Annotated in this window: 14 protein-coding genes and 1 pseudogene; 8 read left to right on the forward strand and 7 right to left on the reverse strand. The window is 44.0% G+C overall.

Annotated features, from left to right (window positions below):
* Positions 1-276, reverse strand: a pseudogene (locus ACSLP7_RS08215) (DUF1569 domain-containing protein); the annotation flags it as partial.
* Between the two features lie 80 nt (positions 277-356).
* Between ACSLP7_RS08215 and radC the strand changes: the two are divergent.
* From radC to ACSLP7_RS08250, 7 genes are read left to right on the forward strand one after another with little or no spacing between them, the layout of a single operon-like run.
* Positions 357-1,019 carry a RadC family protein gene (radC, locus tag ACSLP7_RS08220; protein ID WP_435578875.1) on the forward strand — a complete coding sequence of 221 codons (663 nt, stop codon included), beginning with the start codon at positions 357-359 and terminating at the stop codon, positions 1,017-1,019.
* Between the two features lie 3 nt (positions 1,020-1,022).
* A complete protein-coding gene (locus ACSLP7_RS08225; protein ID WP_435578851.1) occupies positions 1,023-2,321 on the forward strand; it encodes a polysaccharide deacetylase family protein in 1,299 nt (432 codons plus the stop codon).
* Positions 2,314-3,003 carry a YjjG family noncanonical pyrimidine nucleotidase gene (locus tag ACSLP7_RS08230; protein WP_435578852.1) on the forward strand — a complete coding sequence of 230 codons (690 nt, stop codon included), beginning with the start codon at positions 2,314-2,316 and terminating at the stop codon, positions 3,001-3,003. Before ACSLP7_RS08225 ends, ACSLP7_RS08230 begins: the two co-directional genes overlap by 8 nt.
* 55 nt (positions 3,004-3,058) lie before the next feature.
* The gene (locus ACSLP7_RS08235; protein ID WP_435578853.1) at positions 3,059-3,598 is read left to right on the forward strand and encodes a hypothetical protein; all 540 of its coding nucleotides are present in this window, start codon (positions 3,059-3,061) and stop codon (positions 3,596-3,598) included.
* Between the two features lie 3 nt (positions 3,599-3,601).
* The gene (locus tag ACSLP7_RS08240) at positions 3,602-5,005 is read left to right on the forward strand and encodes a DUF5723 family protein (protein ID WP_435578854.1); all 1,404 of its coding nucleotides are present in this window, start codon (positions 3,602-3,604) and stop codon (positions 5,003-5,005) included.
* Positions 5,002-5,856, forward strand: coding sequence for a hypothetical protein (locus ACSLP7_RS08245; protein WP_435578855.1), 855 nt, complete (start codon positions 5,002-5,004; stop codon positions 5,854-5,856). The genes ACSLP7_RS08240 and ACSLP7_RS08245 overlap by 4 nt, the downstream gene beginning before the upstream one ends.
* A gap of 3 nt (positions 5,857-5,859) precedes the next feature.
* Positions 5,860-9,228 (forward strand): VCBS repeat-containing protein, encoded by a 3,369-nt coding sequence (locus ACSLP7_RS08250; protein ID WP_435578856.1) that lies wholly within the window; start codon positions 5,860-5,862, stop codon positions 9,226-9,228.
* 1 nt (position 9,229) lies between these two features.
* Here ACSLP7_RS08250 and ACSLP7_RS08255 read toward each other — a convergent pair whose 3' ends face one another.
* Complete coding sequence (locus ACSLP7_RS08255; protein WP_435578857.1) at positions 9,230-10,507, reverse strand: replication-associated recombination protein A; 1,278 nt, start codon at positions 10,505-10,507, stop codon at positions 9,230-9,232.
* Positions 10,508-10,564: 57 nt separating this feature from the next.
* Positions 10,565-11,191 carry a hypothetical protein gene (locus ACSLP7_RS08260; protein ID WP_435578858.1) on the reverse strand — a complete coding sequence of 209 codons (627 nt, stop codon included), beginning with the start codon at positions 11,189-11,191 and terminating at the stop codon, positions 10,565-10,567.
* A gap of 103 nt (positions 11,192-11,294) precedes the next feature.
* Here ACSLP7_RS08260 and ACSLP7_RS08265 point away from each other — a divergent pair, with 103 nt between their 5' ends.
* A complete protein-coding gene (locus tag ACSLP7_RS08265) occupies positions 11,295-12,053 on the forward strand; it encodes a rhomboid family intramembrane serine protease (protein WP_435578859.1) in 759 nt (252 codons plus the stop codon).
* A 2-nt stretch (positions 12,054-12,055) separates the two neighbouring features.
* Here ACSLP7_RS08265 and rlmB read toward each other — a convergent pair whose 3' ends face one another.
* The 4 genes from rlmB to ACSLP7_RS08285 are packed head-to-tail and all read right to left on the reverse strand — an operon-like array spanning position 12,056 to position 18,816.
* Positions 12,056-12,799, reverse strand: coding sequence for a 23S rRNA (guanosine(2251)-2'-O)-methyltransferase RlmB (gene rlmB, locus ACSLP7_RS08270; RefSeq protein ID WP_435578860.1), 744 nt, complete (start codon positions 12,797-12,799; stop codon positions 12,056-12,058).
* A 60-nt stretch (positions 12,800-12,859) separates the two neighbouring features.
* Complete coding sequence (locus tag ACSLP7_RS08275; protein WP_435578861.1) at positions 12,860-13,837, reverse strand: hypothetical protein; 978 nt, start codon at positions 13,835-13,837, stop codon at positions 12,860-12,862.
* 20 nt (positions 13,838-13,857) lie between these two features.
* Complete coding sequence (locus tag ACSLP7_RS08280; RefSeq protein ID WP_435578862.1) at positions 13,858-15,525, reverse strand: SusD/RagB family nutrient-binding outer membrane lipoprotein; 1,668 nt, start codon at positions 15,523-15,525, stop codon at positions 13,858-13,860.
* A gap of 21 nt (positions 15,526-15,546) precedes the next feature.
* Positions 15,547-18,816, reverse strand: a complete 3,270-nt coding sequence (locus ACSLP7_RS08285; RefSeq protein ID WP_435578863.1) for a SusC/RagA family TonB-linked outer membrane protein — start codon at positions 18,814-18,816, stop codon at positions 15,547-15,549.
* Positions 18,817-18,847 lie beyond the last annotated feature (31 nt).

Consider the following 18,847-nt stretch of genomic DNA (forward strand, 5'->3'; position numbering starts at 1 on the left):
GAAATCTTTCTCTTCCAAAACCTTAAAACGTTTGGGTGTTGGTAAATTCTTGCGCCAGGCCTTGTCGCTGTAAAGCGATTTTTTAAAGAATCTCGCCATCAAGGAAACCTTGGGTTTTTGGTATTCTGATTTTAAAGCGGTCTTTAAGGGAAACTGGCAGTGATGCATCATTTGGGCCGGATTCATCTTGCCCCATTGATTGGCAGCTTCTGGTGTTAATTTATCAATTCGTGCCTTTATTTCCTGATAGGCTTCTGCCTCAAACAAAGAATTCATTAGCTTGCATTTAGGTGGTTTCTTCCCACAAGATACCTAAAGTTTGACCAAATTCATCTCAGAAAGATTCCCTGAAGCAAATTCCAAATAGGGAGCGCCCCAGAGAGCGGTTAATGAGTGCTGGAGCGGCTCATTTGACTGCGGAAGAGCTGTTGGCTATTCTGCTGCGTTCGGGAAATAAGGACCTATCCGCTTTAGGGCTTGCGCGCGAACTTTTAAAAGCTGCGGATCATCGTTTGGATCGACTGTCCAGAACAGAAGTGATGGAGCTCCTAGAGATCTCCGGTATTGGTTTGGCCAAGGCTACAACGGTAGTAGCCGCTTTTGAATTGGGTCGGCGATGCCGAGACAGCTCCGCAGAAAAAACGAAGCGAATCAACAGCAGTGCTGCTGCCTATACCTGTATGGAACCCTTGCTCGGGCATTTGGATCACGAAGAGTTTTGGGTACTCTTTTTAAACAATGCGCATGGGGTTTTGTCACGTGTAAGGATCAGTAGTGGCGGCTATACCGGAACTCTGGTCGATGTACGGATCATACTTAAAAAAGCCCTTTTATCCAAGGCGGTTGGGATGATCTTAGTTCACAACCATCCTTCGGGAACCTTAAAACCCAGTCAAGCCGATATTGCCTTAACGCAAAAGATCGTCAAAGCTGCTAAGGCAATTGATATCACGGTTTTGGATCACCTCATTGTGACTGAAAAAGCGTACTTTAGCTTTGCAGACAAACACCTGTTGTAGCCCTTGGATTCACTGCTCATTTACAGTCCTAAGAACACACCGAGACTCACTTATGTTTTTAAACATATTTGCACGAGGCTCTTGGGCATGCCTATTGCTTTTACTACAGAGATTCCTGCCTTTGTGGCTCATGCAGGGCCAAAGATCTGGTACGGGCCAAGCGGGCAGGGAAACAACACTTTTTACATTAAAAGTCATGAATTGCTGTTTCAGCAAGGGATCACAGATATTGAGATCCGAGTACGTCCTTGGGATCAAACTGTTGGCTTTTTTGCGACCTCACCGGACAGCAGTTTACCCTTTGATATTTTTGCAGCTAGCTTTTATCTGCTCAGTCGTTATGAGGAGTATTTGCCCCATGTAAAAGATGCCATGGGCCGCTACCCAGCGGCAGAGAGTTTGGCTGCGACTTCAAATTTTTTGAACCAAGCGGTAGTGGATATTTGGGCCCAAAAGTTTTTAGAAGCGCTGCGAGAGGTTTATCCCGATATTCAGTATCAACTGCCCGAGTTTGAGATTCAAAACCTAATTGATGTGCCTCAGGCCTTTGAGTATAAGAGTAAAGGCTTTTTGAGGAGTTTCTTCGGATACTTCTCTGATCTTTTTCGCTTCCGATTTAGAGCCATTGCGCGCCGGACACGGGTGCTGCTTTTGCTCAGCAAGGATCCGCACAACACCTTTGATTGGTTGGCTGAGGTAGGCAAGGAGCATCAGGTTAATTACCGTTGTTTCTTTCAAGTGGGAGATTATTCCAGAGACGATTACAACATCTCGCATCACAAAAAGGCGTACCGAAGTTTGATCAAATCCGCAGCAGATTACGCCCCAGTAGGTTTGCGTATATCGCACCGCGCATTGACAGATCTCAAACAGCTCAAAGAAGAGAAACGCCGTTTGGAAGCCATTACCAACAGACCGGTAGCCTGCAGTATAAATGCCTCTGGAGTGCTCAACATTCCAGATATTTTGAGAGCCTTGGTAGACCTTGAAGTGGATGAGAATTATTCCATGGGATACAGCGATACTCCAGGTTTTAGAGCGGGAACCAGTAGGCCTTTTTATTTTTACGATCTGGATTTTGAGGTGCAAACCCCATTGCGATTGGTGCCGTATTCCATTGCTCAAACAGCCCTGGAAGATCTGACCACAGAAGAAATTGAGACTTTGGTAAAGGAGTATAAATCTGGATTGATGAATGTAGGTGGTTCCTTGGTTATGCTGATGCGCAATGATACCTTTACATTGAGTTTTGACAATCGATTTTGGAGAACCCTTTACACCCAGCAATTAACGCATGAATAAGGAACAAATTACAGACATCTTCTTTGACCTGGATCACACCCTCTGGGACTTTGATAAGAACTCAGGCTTGGCCTTTGAGCGCGTGTTTAAGACTTTTTCTATTCCGTTGAAGCTCGCTGATTTTTTGGAGGTATACGAACCGATCAACTTGCAATATTGGCGGCTCTATCGGGAGGAACAAATAGACAAGCAAGGTTTAAGACGCGGCCGTCTCAACGATGCCTTTGCCAAATTTGATCTGAGTTATCCTTTGGAGACCATAGATGCCATGGCGGTTCAATACATCGAAGAATTACCTAAAGATAATTACTTGTTTGACGGTACCGAAGATCTCTTGGAATACCTCAAAGACAAATATAAATTGCACTTGATCACCAATGGGTTTCACGGAGTGCAGCACAAGAAATTACAGAATTCTGGTATCGCGCATTTCTTCAATACCGTGACAACCTCAGAAGACGTCGGGGTTAAAAAACCAAACCCCAAAGTATTTAACCACGCTTTGGAGCTCGCAGGAGTAGCGGCGGAGCATGCTGTGATGATCGGAGATAGTTTTGAGGCCGATATTCTCGGAGCTGAGGCGGTAGGCTTACATACCGTGTTTTTTAATTACCGAAAGCAGCAAGTTGAGCCTCAACGTATTGTGGTGGATGACCTCCCGTCGATTAAAAACTACCTTTAAGGCAATACGACCTTTTTAAAAACGTTGTATATTTAGCCAACCCCAAATCTAAAATATGCGACTGAAAGCCCTTTTTCTTCTCGCTTTGGCCTGTTGTTTGAGCTCCTGTATTAAGGATACAGATTTTGAGCAGGCAGACCAAATCACCCTTAGTCCGGAATACGAACTGGATCTCGTGTACTTCACGGTAGATACTTCTATGTTCGAATCCAGCGGCGAGTTGGGAGATTCATTCAAGGTGACTGACACCACGAATGTTCGATTTTTAGACGACAGTTTTATTCAGGAATCTCTGGTTCGTGCAGAGGTTTTCTTTAGACTAACCAATAGCATTCCCCGCGATTTTCAGCTCGAGGTTGAATTTATGACCTTGAGCAATGAAGTACAATATCAGTTTGATATTCCAATTGCAGCGGGAACTGTAGCCGCCCCCGTAATTACTGAACACCTCGAAGTCTTTGACACAGCTGCCGAACTGGGCCCCTTAACCAGCTCGTCGCGCGTGGTGATCAGTGTGTCGAGTCCAGAAACGGTAGAAGCCCTGGACGGAACTTTGAACCTACAATCTAAATCTGCTTACTTCTTGGAGTACTAGACTATGCGCAACTTACTGGCTTTTCTTTTTGTCCTGCTTTTGGGAGCAGGGATGCTTGCCCAAAATAAAACCATAGTTTTTGGGTATGAGGATATTCCTCAATCCCTTTTGGTGAATCCGGCTGCGGATATGCCCCAGGATTTTCATGCAGGATTGCCGGGTCTATCTCAGGTATATATTCACGGAGGATCAAGTGGTGTGAGTGCTTTTGACATCTTCCAAGAATCATCCGTCGACATCAATCAACGTATTACAGAAGCCATTGCTGGTTTGAGTTTTAGAGACTTTTTTACCGTGAATCAACAGTTGGAGATTCTCAGCGCAGGTTGGCGTAATAACAAAGGGGACTATTGGTCTGCCGGGCTTTATCAAGAACTGGATGTCTTGGCTTACTTTCCAGAAGATCTGGCCGATTTGGCTTGGGAAGGTAACCGCAATTATATCGGCAGAAGTTTTGATCTGGGACAACTCAGTGTGACCTCTGAGGTTCTGATGGTTTATCATGTAGGGATCAGCAGACAGTTCAATAAAAATTTAAGAGTAGGAGCACGCGCCAAGTTGTATTCCAATATTGCGCATGCAAGCTCCACCGGGAACCAAGGAACCTTTGTTACTACAGAAAACCCAGGAACGGTTAATATCTACGAACATATAGTGACCAATGCGGATCTTGAGTTAAGAACCTCTGGAATTGATGCAATATCAGAGGCGGGAAGTCCAGGGCGTGAAGTTGCTAAACGCGCCATGCTTGGCGGAAACTTAGGTGTAGGTGTTGATTTGGGGATCAGTTATGACTGGAACCGAAACTGGACCTTTGACGCCAGTATTCTAGATCTGGGCTTTGTCTATCACAGCAATGATGTTAAGCGTTATACGGCACGAGGCGATTATGTGCTTAACGGGATCGAGTTTATTTTTCCTCCCTTGAGTGATGGACAACGCACTGTAGATTACTACCGCAGATTGACGGATGATCTGGACGAGGCATTCCCTAGAGATACCTTGACCACCGCTTATTTGCAAATGCGTCCTACCAAGGTCAATGCAGCCATTTCCTATGGTTTTGGAACCTTTGGTGAAGGAGAAGATTGTAACTGCTTGAACAAAGAAAGCACGCGCTGGCGCGAGAGACTCGGATTGCAGTTCTTTAGTGTGATTAGACCGAGAAGACCTCATATGGCCTTGTCTGCCTTTTATTATCGCAGGCTTACAGGCTTTTTGTCAGCTAAAGTGGCGTATACTGTGGATGAGTATTCTGCGAGCAATTTGGGGGCAGGTTTTGCCGCCGATATTGGCCCCGTTAACTTCTATTTTACAGTCGATAACATTTTGAGATATGGCAATGTTGCAAGGGCAAAAAATGTATCTTTGCAATTAGGGCTAAATCTTAAATTATCTTCGGAATGAAATTACGCTTCCTCGCGCTGATAGCAGCGGTTCTTTTCACTTCGCTTTCCTCTGCACAAAGCAGCATTCACGATTACCATTACATCTTTGTACCTGACCAATTTGAATTCCTAAAAGGGAAGGATCAGTATCAAGTGAATTCACTGGTACGCTTCTTATTCAAAAAGCACGGTTTTAATGCGTATATCGGGAATGAATTGCCGCTTTATTTGAAAGAGCAACCCTGTAAAGGATTGTATGCCGACGTGCAAGGGATGGAAAACTTTATGCATTCCAAGATTGTGATCAACATCAACGATTGTGAGGGTAATACCTTGTTCACCTCCGCAGAAGGGAAAAGCAAAGACAAAGATTACCGTAAAGCATTTCACGGCGCTGTAAGAGAAGCCTTTATTTCTATCGCAGAACTGAACGTAAATCAATTGGCACTTCCTGAACCTACAGAAGAAGAGCAAGTTGTTGAAGATACTGTAGCACAATTAGACCCGCCTCCACCGCCTTTAGAGATTGAAGTTGTGGAAGAAGAGGAGCAAGTTGCCGTTGCAGATGAAACAAAAACTGATGCAACTCCTGATGCCGGTTCAACGGTGATTGAAGAAGTCGAGGAGATCAAAGAAAAGGCATTGGTTTACAAAGACTATGAGCTCCTTTTCAAAGATGATGTCTATGTTGTCATGTACAAAGGTGACATCATTGGAAGATCTTATCCATCCCAAGAAGACGGCGTCTTTGATATCAAAACCAAGCAGTTTAATGGCAAGGGATATGTTGAAGGCGATAACTTCAAGATAGAACGGGCCATAGAGGGTATGGATCAGACAGTGACCATGTTGTTCAAACCTAAACAATAGACCATGACCAGAATTGGAATGCTGTTTCTGGCAGTGCTCAGCGTCATGTTTGTCGCTTGTGAGGGCTCCAACAAAGAAAAGCAAGAAACGGCTAAGACCACTACGAAAAAGCCTAAAGATGAAGCCAAAGAAGCGCGCAAAGCCTTATTTGAGCTTTTGCCTGCCGATCAGACCGGGATCAATTTCTCAAATACTTTGGTAGATGACGTTTCTACCATGGAGAACTTATTCAATTTTGATTATTTCTACAATGGAGCGGGAGTAGCTGTTGCCGATCTGAATGGTGATGGTTTGGAAGATATTTTCTTTACCGGCAATCAGCAGCCCAACAAGCTCTACAAAAATCTTGGGGATCTGAAATTCGAAGATGTCAGTGAGGACGCTAAGATCAATGAAGGGAAAGTATGGGCCAATGGAGTGACTGTGGCCGATGTCAACAACGATGGTTTGCTCGATATTTACGTGAGTCAAGGCGGACCTAAGCAAAAGGAAGACCGTGAGAATCTATTGTTCATCAACAAGGGCAATTTTGAGTTCGAAGAGTCTGCCAAAGCCTACGGATTGAATGACCGAGGGATCAGTACTCAGGCTGCTTTCTTTGATTATGACAAGGATGGTGACTTGGACTGTGTGGTTTCCAATGAGAATGAATTTTACGGCTTGGATCCGCAGCGTTTCTTCGCTACTATTGACAAAAGCGACGCCAACCTATACAACAGCAGTACGCATTTGTATCGCAATGACGGTGGGCGTTTCACTGATGTGACCAAACGCGCGGGAGTGCTCAACGCCTCTTTTGGACTGGGACTTAGCGTTAGCGATATCAACCAAGATGGATGGTTGGATATTTACGTTGCCAACGACTATTACGTGCCTGATGCGCTTTACATCAATCAAGGTGATGGCACTTTTAAGAATCAGGTCAAGGAAACTACCAAGCAAGTCTCTTTTTATGGGATGGGTGTGGATATAGACGATCTCAATAACGACGGCCTTAAGGACATCTTTGTACTAGATATGGCCTCTAGTGATCACATAAGATCTAAAACCCTTATGGCATCGATGAATGAAGCACGTTTTTCATTGCTGGTGGATACTTACGATATGCCGTATCAGTATATGTACAATTCGGTACAGCTCAATCAAGGTGACGCCAAATTCATCAATGTGGCGCAACAGACCAAAATGGCCAAAACAGATTGGTCTTGGGCTGGTTTGATCACAGATTATGATCTGGACGGCAATAAAGATATTTATGTCACCAACGGTTACCGACGGTACGCTTTAGATAACGATCTGCGCCGTCAAGTGGCCGAGGTACAACGCGCTTATGCTGGACAAGTTCCGGTTGAAGTGAAGAAGCAGCTCTACGATGCCATGCCCTCAGAGAAGCTCTCCAATATTATGTTTTGGAACAAAGGAGATTTGGCCTTTGAAAATCAAGCCTACCAATGGGGATTGGCTAATCCATCCTTCTCCAACGGTGCCGTTTATGCAGATTTGGATAATGACGGCGATCTGGAATTGGTGGTGAATAATATTGATGAAACTGCATTTGTTTATAAGAACACTGCCGTGGAGCGCAGTCTGAATAATTTTATAACAGTCAAAACAGAAGGGAAGCTTTCCGAAGCCTTTCCGCAGATCTTTTTGACGCAAAAATCGGGCAACACCCAGCTCATTGAAGCCAAGCGTGTACGTGGATACCTTTCTGCAACGACCAATACCGCTTCTTTTGGAATTGGAAAGGATGCTGAAGTTGCTGAGGTTAAAGTGGTTTGGCCTAGTGGAAAGCAAGAAATAAGGAACAATATTGCAGCCAATAGCACATTGACCTTTAAAGAGGCAGATGCTACAGATTCTGGCCGTAATGTAAATCCGTCAAAGGCTATGCTTAAGGCCACAGCTTCAGCAATGGGCTTAGATTTTGAGCATAAAGAAAACGATTACAACGACTTTAGCTTAGAGGTACTTCTGCCTTACAAACAGTCAACCATGGGACCTTTTATGGCCACTGCGGATGTCAACGGTGATGGATTGGAAGATGTCTTTGTAGGTGGTGCTGCAGGGCAGAGTGCTTATTTGTTCAAACAAACTGAGAGCGGTTTTAGCCGTGTGCGTGTTCCCGCTTTTACGGCGGATGCGGATGCTGAGGATATGAAAGCAGTTTTCTTTGATGCCGATGGCGATGCAGATATGGATCTGTACGTGGTCAGTGGTGGAAACGCCTTTGCGCAAGGGTCCATTAAATACACTGATCGCTTGTACCTCAATGACGGTCAGGGCGGTTTTACTAAAAGTGAGAACTCAGGGTTAGAAGCTTTCAAACAAAGCGGACATGCTGTTGCAGCTATAGATTTTGACCAGGATGGCGATATGGATTTGATGGTCGGGAATCGTATGCTTCCACAGCAATACCCTCAAGCCGCGCCGAGTTATTTGCTAAAGAACGACGGAAGCGGACAGTTCGCTCCAGCAGGTAATGCTGCTTTTCCAGATGCTGCGAGTTTAGGTTTGGTCAATGATCTTTTAGTGACTGACTTTGATAATGACGGTTGGTCTGATCTTATCGTAGCTACTGAATGGGATGCGGTAAAAATGTATCGTAACAATCAAGGCAGTTTTGAAGCCTATCAGGGTATAGCTGGTTTGGCTGACCAAAAAGGATGGTGGTTCTCTGTCAACGAAGCGGACCTCAATAAGGACGGAAAGCCTGATTACATCCTCGGGAATCTTGGCGTAAATAGCAAGTATAAAGCAACAGCCAGTGCACCGCTAAAGGTATATGGCTATGATTTTGATGACAATGGAACCTTTGATCTGGTTTTGAGTAGTAAATACAACGGTCGCGATGTACCGGTTAGAGGTAGAGAATGCTCTTCTCAGCAGATGCCCTTCATCGCTCAGAAATTTGAAACCTATGCAGCCTTTGCCAATGCATCTTTGCAAGATATCTACGGAGCCAAACTAAACAGCGCCTACCAGCGTGAGGTCAACCAGTTTCACTCAATGGTGCTCCTCAGTAATAGTTCTGGCGGACACGATCTTACCGAATTGCCAGCTTATGCACAAACTGCTCCTATTTTAGGAGGAATTACCGTGGATATTGATTCGGAAGGAACCCCAGCGTTTTTTGCGGTTGGTAATATCTACAATACAGAAGTGGAAACTCCACGCATGGATATGGGAACTGGAATGGTATTGCAATGGCAAGACGGTTCGTTTGATGCCAGTGGAGGTCCATCGACTTTCTACGTAGAAGGCGACGCTAAATCCATAACAGCAATAAACCACAAAGGGACCGGTAAAACACTCGTGCTTGTTGGAAGGAACAATGCGCCTCTGGCAGTTTTTGAGCTCGCAAAATCCTAAGCTAGAATTTGTATTTGTCTTTCCAAAGCTGACTCAAGTAGTCTTTAAGGGCGCGTTCTCTTCTGTTGTTTCCGGGTCGGTAAAAGTTGTAATTGCTGAGTTCTTCCGGTAAGAATTGATGCGGTACAAAATTGCCTTCATAATTATGGGCGTATTGATAACCTTCTGAATAACCCAATTCTTTCATCAATTTAGTTGGCGCATTGCGTATGGATAAGGGTACAGGCAAATCACCTTGTGCCTTCACCGCCGCTTGTGCTTCATTGATGGCCACATAAGAGGCGTTGCTCTTTGCTGAGGTTGCTAGGTATATGGCGCACTGCGAAAGTATGATTCGAGCTTCTGGATAACCAATAACACTTACCGCTTGAAAAGTATTGTTGGCAACCATTAATGCTTGCGGATTCGCGTTGCCAATATCTTCAGAGGCTAGAATCAAAAGTCTACGAGCAATGAATTTTACATCTTCCCCGCCTTCGATCATTCGGGCAAGCCAATAGACTGCCGCATTTGGATCACTTCCACGGATTGATTTAATAAAAGCAGAAACAATATCATAGTGCTGCTCTCCGGTTTTGTCATAGCGCACTACGTTCTGTTGTACCTTTTGGGTAACCAGATCATCGGTAATGGTTACACTATCGGAATCTGCCGTGGCAACCACCAATTCGAGGATGTTGAGCAATTTTCTGGCATCACCTCCAGAAATGCGTAACATAGCCTCTGTTTCCTGCAGTTTTATATCTTTTTTGCTCAGTATGTCATCTTGAGCAATTGCACGCTTTAAAAGCGCCTCTAAATCGTTTTTAGAGAAGGCATTGAGCACATAGACCTGACAGCGTGACAATAATGCGGGAATTACCTCAAAACTTGGATTTTCTGTTGTAGCACCGATTAGGGTGACCCATCCTTTTTCAACAGCTTCTAAAAGAGAATCTTGTTGAGACTTACTGAAGCGATGAATCTCATCTATGAACAGCAAAGGGTTTTTAGTAGTGAAAAGCCCATCTTCTTTTTTAGCCCGATTGATCACCTCTCGGACATCCTTAACACCACTGCTAATTGCACTGAGTTTAAAAAAGGGACGTTCCACCGTATTGGCAATTATAGTGGCTAAAGTTGTCTTACCCGTACCAGGAGGTCCCCAGAGAATGAGAGAGGGCAGTATGCCTTGTTTGATCTGATTGGTTAGCGAACCCTCAGGCCCTACTAAGTGTTGCTGACTGATATAGTCGTCGAGCGTTCTAGGTCGGATCCGTTCTGCCAAAGGTGCATTCATGGCCTAAAAATACAAGATTTTAAACCAAATGCCCTGCTACTATTTTTAGCAAATTCCTTAGAGTTTTGTAAATAGCAATTCAACGTCTACTTGCTGCCCCGAACAACTGTTGGTAACGTCATCGAGAAACCGCAAAGTGAAAATGGAATCGTTTACGACGTCAAAGCGGCCAGTAGCGCCTAAGGGAAAACCAAGGGTTATGTTCTCGCCGCCGCAGGCCAATCCGGTGTATTCTTCATATGGGAAGTACGCTCTCTCTGAAAAGAATTCAATAATGAAAGTTGTTGGAATGTCGAATCCGAGTTCTGCCAAATAGACGGCGTCAAATGCGCGTTGCATTTCATTTAATTTGACAGCCTCTGCAGTAATCCCTGATGCCATGGCATCGTTGAGTAAGGTGAGCATAACTCCACCACCGTCAGGATCAAAGGTGTCATAACCAAATATGCTGGGTGTGATCTGTTTTACCCAGTAGTCTCCGGTGAACTCGTCTTCGTCTAGCGGAATCAGCAGTTTTTCAAATGGCAGTTTGTTTTCAATTTGTTGGGTAACCTGAATTGAAGCCTGTTTGCTCGGGCCGGTTTCTGCTTGTTGTTCAGATCCTTCAAGGTTATTTGTCTTGCTGCAGGCTGAGGCGAGGAGGGTTATGAATAGAATTGTTAATCGGTTGATGCGTGTTTTCATAATGATCTTTTCTTTTAAGACTTATAATGGGCTAGAGGGTTGCGTAAACTGCCAAATAATCAGGTCAGGACACTTGGCCGAATTTTTGATACTTTAGTTGGGCATGCAAAAAATCGAATATCCATCTGTTTTTGAATTTCGCCGGATCGCTATTTCAGTGGGTCTGGTCATGCTGTTATGGATCGCACTGTGGGCTGATCTCCGGTTTGATCTAAACTTGCGCAGCTGGGGTGTTTATCCAAGAACTTTTGAAGGCTTAAAGGGAATTGTGTTTACTCCTTTCATCCACAAAGACCTCAGTCACTTGACCAACAACAGTATTTCTCTAGTAGCACTGCTGTGGTTTCTGTTTTACTTTTATCCAAAGGCAGCTTGGAAGGTCTTGCTTTACGGCGCCATACTTTCTGGACTAGGAACTTGGTTGATCGGTAGACCTGCTTTTCATATAGGCGCTAGTGGTATCGTCTACATGCTTGTGAGTTTTCTATTCTTTAAAGGAGTCTTTAGTGGTTACTACAGACTTATAGCTTTATCCCTAATAGTGGTATTCTTATACGGGGGACTCTTGTGGTATGTTTTTCCAATCGATCCAAAGATCTCCTGGGAAGGACATTTATCCGGATTCTTTGTGGGCTTTGTATTCGCTGGAGTGGTTAAAAGCGGAGTGACCCGCGAATATCACTACCCTTGGGAACATCCAGAATTTGATCCGTCTAAGGATCCATTCATGAGACGCTTTGATGAACAGGGAAATTTTGTACCTGATGAGCCAGAGCCAGATCCTGAGGACGAAACAGATCAAAAGCCACAAAGGATTGAGATTAAATACAATTTTAAGTCTTCCTCAAAGGACGGTGAGTAAGCTTAAGACAGACGTTGTCTTTTTGCTTCAAATAGAATGACTGCGCTGGCAACAGCTACATTCAATGAATCTACTTCTGCAGCAATAGGGATGTGCATTTGGGTGTCGATCATCTTAAGTACAGAAGGGTTAATACCACGACCCTCGGAACCCATAACTAACGCAAAACCATTTTTAAGATCTGTATCGTAAAGGGATTGCTCGCCTTTCTCGGTAGCGGCAATCAAAGGGATACCTTCAGCTTGAAAATAGAACAAAGCATCTTTGATGTGATCAACCTTGCAAATTGGAATTTTGAATAAGGTACCTGCGGAGGTTGTAACAGCATCTGCATTTACAGGCGCTCCACCTTTTTTCTGAATGATAATACCATGGGCTTCGGCTGCCACCGCAGATCTAATAATAGCACCAAAGTTTCGGACATCACTGATCTGATCTAACAAGATGAAAAGGGGAGGGGTAGAAGCCTCATTGGCCATAGTGACCATTTCTTCTAAGGTCACAAAAGAAACCGGAGCAATGTTTGCAACGATTCCTTGATGATTGCGTCCTTTGGAGAGTTTTTGAAGTTTCTCCATGGGAACATAGGAGATCGTCGCACCTTGCTTTGCACATTCGTTAAGTAAGGCTTTTACTTTTGGATGTTGCTGATTGGTTTGAGCAAATACTTTAGAAATATTCATTGAGGCTTGTAGCGCTTCTTCTAAAGCATGAATTCCGTAGATACGACTGACTTGTTCTTCCATAGGGCAAAAATAAAAAAGCTGCCTCGAAAGGCAGCTTTTTCTATATAATAAGTGAGAATCTTATTGTTTAGTAAGTGTAGCGAACACGTCTCTTGGTCCTTCACCACAGTCGCTTCCTTCATTATCAGTGAAGCGGATGATGAATACAGAGTCATCTCCAGTTGTGTACTCACCCAAGTCTCCGTTTGGAGATGGGCCAATAGTTAGACCAGAAGAACACTGTAGTCCAGAGTTCTGTCCTGGAGGAATCACAACTGTGTTACAGATGAACTGCATTGCGAAATCTACAGGATCTTGTCCTACACCAGCATCAGGTAGGTATACGTAGTCGAAAGCACGATCTACAGAAGTACCACCTTCTGGGAAATACATCTCTACGATTACTCCTTCTTCAAATACGTTGAAGTCAAGTACTCCAGGAACACCGTTTGTGATTTGGTATGGTCCTAGGAACTCTTCTTCACCTACAGGACATACTACTGGAGTAGTGTACTGGAATGGAGAAGCAAAGAAACCACTGGTAATGATACCACCAGCGTTGTTTACAGAGAATACACGTCCGTCAGTTAGGTTAAGTGCGAAACGAGTTGTAAAGGTGTCACCACCAAAAATCGCGTCACCAGTTAAACCAACTGCTGCTAACATTTCAGTTAAAGTAAGCGTATAAGTAGTTCTTGGAAGACCGAAAGGTCCTGGAGAGAACTCGCTAGCTGGAATGTTACGGATGAATACTTCCTCAGTGGTAGCTGCAGAAGAATCACCTTCGTCAGCAGAACCATCAGCAAAAGTCAAGTAAGCGTCAACACTTTCTAGAAGTGCTCCACCTTGATTGTCTTGCTCTTCGATCTCAACAGAGAAAACAGCGTCAGTCGAACCTAAAGGAAGTTCGTTTGAAGTAATAGCGATAGTTCTAAGAACAGCACCATTAGTTACACCGTCAAATACCTGATCAATCGTATTGTTTGCGTCTTCCTCACAAGAAGTTGTACCCATAACGAGTACAGCTCCTAGTGCGGCAAATTTTAATAGATTTTTCATTCTTATCAATTTTTTTTCAATTAGTTAGCAGGTGGGAAAGCTGGTCCAGCTGGTTGAGTATCCCAGAATACCTGCGTTGCGTTGTCTTGTCGTTGAGTAACGTTTGGATTCGCAATAACCTCTACAGATGGATACAAGAATGTTCTTGGGAACACACCTGGATCTGGCTCTAGGTTAGGGAATACAGTCGTTGGATATCCAGTTCTTCTGTAGAAGTTGTAAGCATCACCAGCACCACCGAACATAGTTACGAAGTACTGCTCAGCAAGAGCATTCCAAGAAGCATCATCAGTACCAGTAATCAAAGCACCTTTTGCTGCGATAAAGTCAGATACAGTTGTTGCGTCTGGCTCGAAAGAGGCATCACGGTTTGTATCAAGTGCACCGAAAGACTGAACTTTAGCGATAGACTTAGTCAAACCAGCTTCTACAAATCCAGCAGCAGCTGTTGGAGATCCTCCAGATAAAGCTACTTCAGCTCTCCAGAAGTCAACATAAGAAGCAAGGATGATAGGTTCGATTCCTTCTCCAAGTCCACCAACATCTTGGTTAAGACCGTCAAAGCTATTGTCATCGAACAATCCACCAGCAGGGTATACACCTACAGCAGTACGTGTAAAGTTATCTGGAGGAGTACCTTCATCATTACCGTGAGAACGTGCCCAGTATCCATCTTCTAGGAAACAAGCTGGGATTCCAAGAGCAGCGTATTGTGCTGGAGGAGTCTGAAGAGAACACTGAAGTGTCTCACCGTTTCCTGCAGGGTCACAAGATGCACCAGGAGTACAATCAACCTGACGGAAGAAGTAGTAACGGATACGTGGATCATCATCAGAACCATCAGTCTTATCAGCTTCTTGCATAGTCCAAATCAACCAGTTAGACTGGTAGATGTTGGCACCAGAAACAGTGTAGTCTGCGTTGTAGTCTGGGTGACGAGTGTTCGGGTTCAATAACTGAGTTCCGTATTTGAACTCAAAGTCAAGAGATGAATCGTTGATGTAGTTTCCAGTAGAAACAATCTGGTTGAATTCAGTGATGTCACCAGTTGTCAATGCGTGACGCATGATCAAAGTGTTCACCATTGCAGTCCATGCATCTGTATCTCCCTCGTAGAAGAAATCAGTAGCAGAACCAACACTAGCACCAGAGAAGTACGCCTTAGCCTCATCCAAGCGAGCACGAGCAGCAGCGTAAACTGTAGCATCGTCATCTAGGTTCGGGTTAGGGAACTCATCAGGGTTAAGTGCTTCAGAAAGTGGAATATCACCTAAGAAGTCAACTAGCATCATCAAAGTATAAGCTTCAATAGCTTTAGAAACTCCTAAGTGGAATTCAAGTCCTCCACCGTTAGCTTCGTTTTGTTGCTCAATAATACGAACGTTTGCGAAGATGCTGCTGTAAGTACGACTCCATACACCATCAAAGGTAGAAGAGTTGTAGTTGTTGAAGTAGTCACGACCGAACATATAGTCGATACGTGTCAATTCTGCAGATCTATCGTTGAACGTGATAGCGTTTGTTACAAAAGCACGCTGAATGGTGTTAAGTAACAGATCTGGGTCTGCCTGTTCTGGCGAGATTGCGTTCGGACTAACAAGTTGTTCCAACTCGGTTGTCTCACAAGAGTAGAATAATGATCCACTCGAGATTAACGCAAGTAAAAAGATTTTATAGATTGTTTTCATAACTAAATTAAGAGATTATAATTAGAATGATGCTTTAACGCTAAGTCCGTATCTTCTTGATGAAGGACCGTTGATGTAGTCAAATCCACGTCCGTTACCAATACCAACACCGGCTACGTTAGGGTCAAAGTTTGCTCCGTCAGGAGTGTTGTAAGCATCATACCAAAGGTTGAATCCACTTGCTGTAATTGATAGTGAACCAAATGGTGTTTTTTCTAGCCATTTCTTAGGAACAGTGTATCCGAAAGAAACTTCTTGTAGACGAACTACAGATGCATCATAAACTTGCAATTCTTTAGGTCCGAACAATACGTTCGAGAAGTAGTACTGCGAGTTGTTGATCTGGATTTCGTTAGGCTGACCAGTAGACTGGCTAACACCTGGTAAGATAAACGTATTTGCACGATCTTCAGTCTCAACAATCAAACCACGTCCAAGCAATACTGCGATAGTAGAAGATGCGATATCTCCACCTTTAGTATGGCTAAATTGGAATCCTAGGTTGAAGTTCTTGTATGAAAGACTGTTGATGAAGTTCATTACGTAATCCGGGTTCGGGTTACCGATGATCGGAGTAATCTGACGACCGTCGTCAAGAACAACTTGATCTTCAGTTACGTAGTTACCAGCGCTGTTTACTACGAAGTTTCCAGCGTCATCACGTAGAATACGAGTACCAACTAATACACCTAGCTGCTCACCACGGATAGCGGCGTTAGCTCCAAGGAATGCTGCAGTAGAACCAGCGAAAAGAATTTGATCTTCTTCTTGCTCAGTTACGATTTGCTCACTCTGTGTAAAGTTAACACGAGAATTCCAGTTGAATCCGTCTTCTTTGTCACTCTTAAAAATATCTACACTTAAGTCAACTTCCCATCCGTCACCTTCTACTTTACCAATGTTATCCTGAGTCTGGGTAAATCCAGAAGAAGGAGCCAAAGGCTTAAATACGATAAGGTCTTCGGTAGAACGGTCGAAGTAAGAAACGTTCAAGTTAACACGGTTGTTCAAGAAACGAGAGTCAAAACCAAGTTCGAATTCTGAAATAAGTTCAGGCTTCAAGTCTGGGTTAGCACGGAATCCTGAGATCGCGTTTGTTGTAATAGGTCCAACAGCACCACCGTTTCCGTTGATCGCAAGGTTCAAGTTCTGAACTGTTGGGAATCCTGTTGGGAATCCAGCAGAAGTACCAAGACCTGCACGTAACTTCAAGTAGTTAAGTCCCCATTCAGATGAACGAATAGAAGGGAATGCAGCAGTAGGCAAGAACGATGCAGAGATCGAAGGATAGAACTGGCTGTTGTTTTCAGTTGGTAAGTTAGAAACCCAGTCATTACGAGCAGATAGCGTCAAGAACGCCCAGTCGCTGTAGTCGATAGAAGTTTCAGCAAATACACCAACGATGTTTCTGAAAGTTGTATTCTGGATAGGGGTCTGAGTCAAGAAGTTGAAGTGACGTAGTACGCCAAATACAATCTGTCCGTCAGACTGAACACCTTGCTGATCGAAGTTTCTTGAACGGCTAGTTGCACCAGCTGTAAAAGTAATTCCAACATCGTCAGTGATGTCATAATCACCACTTAAAGTTAAGTAGTGGTCCCAAATACGTACGTTGTTATCCCAAGTGATGTACTGACCAAAGATAGCTTGGTTGAAGTTTACACCATTCTTGTTAGAAAACTGAGTGTTACGTTCGTTGTAGAAGTCAACACCCGCACGATATAGTATGTTCAAGTTGTCGTTGAAGTCGTACTGCAACTGAGCTGTACCGAATACACGGTTAGTCACCTGAGTAGATCCAGCGTTTTCTACTGTCCAGCGTGGGTTGATGATATCGTTACCGTTACGGTAGTAGATAGATCCACCTGTTTCTGGAATAGTAAATGGAAGTCCCATCAAGTCTACAGAACGCGGCGTAAAGAATACGTTTGCGAAAGTAGAGAAACCTAAAGTACCATTACCACGAGAGGCCGCTACTGGAGGAGATGCAACTGCGTTTCTAGAGAAGTTCAAGGTTGCAGAAACTGTGAAGTTGTTGGTAAGCTGTGCGCGTCCACCAACTGCAAGAGTATTTCTACGAACGTTGTTCCCTGGAGTAAATCCTGTTTCGTCTAAGTGACCGTAGTTAACGTTGTACGCTAGTTTACCGTCATCAGAGTTTCCACGGATGTTGATAGAGGTGTTAAGTACGTTTCCTGTACGGAAGAAGTTCTCAACACTGTTATATGGTCTCCACTCGTAACGCTGACCAGCAAAACGATTAGCAAGTTCGTTGTCACCACCGTTAAGGTTGTTCAAGAATGCTGAAGTATCGTATGGGTGAGCCAAAGTTCCTTGAGCGTCGATCAGACCAGCAGGGTCATTCAAATAACCGTCAACTCCACCAGCGTCGAAAGAAGGACCCCAGTTAGAGAAGAACCATCCGAAAGACTGGTCGAAACCGTTACCGTATCTGTCTTGGTAATCAGGTAGAGAAGCAATTTCGTTTACGAAGTACGATTGGCTAACTGTGATCTCGGTCTTCTTAGTTGCTTTGTTTGCTCCACCGCCACCAGACTTGGTAGTAATTACAATTACCCCGTTACGTCCAGCTGTACCATAAAGAGTTGCTGCTGCAAGACCTTTAAGTACGTTTACGCTTTCGATGTTGTTAGGATCTAAGTCTAGGAAACGAGAAGAACCGACGTTACCGTTAAGGAAGTTACCTTGGGCGTTAGTATCACTAGAGAATGGTACACCATCTACAATGAATAATGCCTGGTTACTACCGGTAATCGAATTGTATCCTCGAATTACTACGTTAGTTGCAGATCCAGAAGTACCACTCTGAGAAGTGATCTGTACCCCAGAAGCTTTACCAGAAAGCACACGAGCAACGTCACCTTCTGTACGTTGTTCAATGTCTGCTGATTCAACAGTACTTACCGCATAACCTAAGGCCTTAGCCTCACGCTTGATACCCTGGGCAACTACCAATACTTCTTCAAGTTCGGTTCCCGGTACCATTTGTACGTTAAGAGTAGATGTACTTGCAGTTACTGCGATTTCCTGTTGAGTAAAACCTACGTAACTGTAGACAAGCGTCTGTCCAACTGATGCTCCGATGCTATAATTACCATCAAAGTCAGATTGAGTTCCAGTCGCGGTGCCTTTTACAATAATGTTAACCCCAGGTAAAGGTAGACCGGTATCATCGGTCACGTTACCCGTGATTGTTTTGTCTTGTGCGAACGTCAGTTGCACTACAAACGCCATGAATAGCGTTAAAATTCCACTAAACTTTGTTCTCATTTTTATAATTTATTTGAATTAGCCAATGCCA

This window comes from Gilvibacter sp. (assembly GCF_965601605.1).
Lineage (GTDB): Bacteria > Bacteroidota > Bacteroidia > Flavobacteriales > Flavobacteriaceae > Gilvibacter.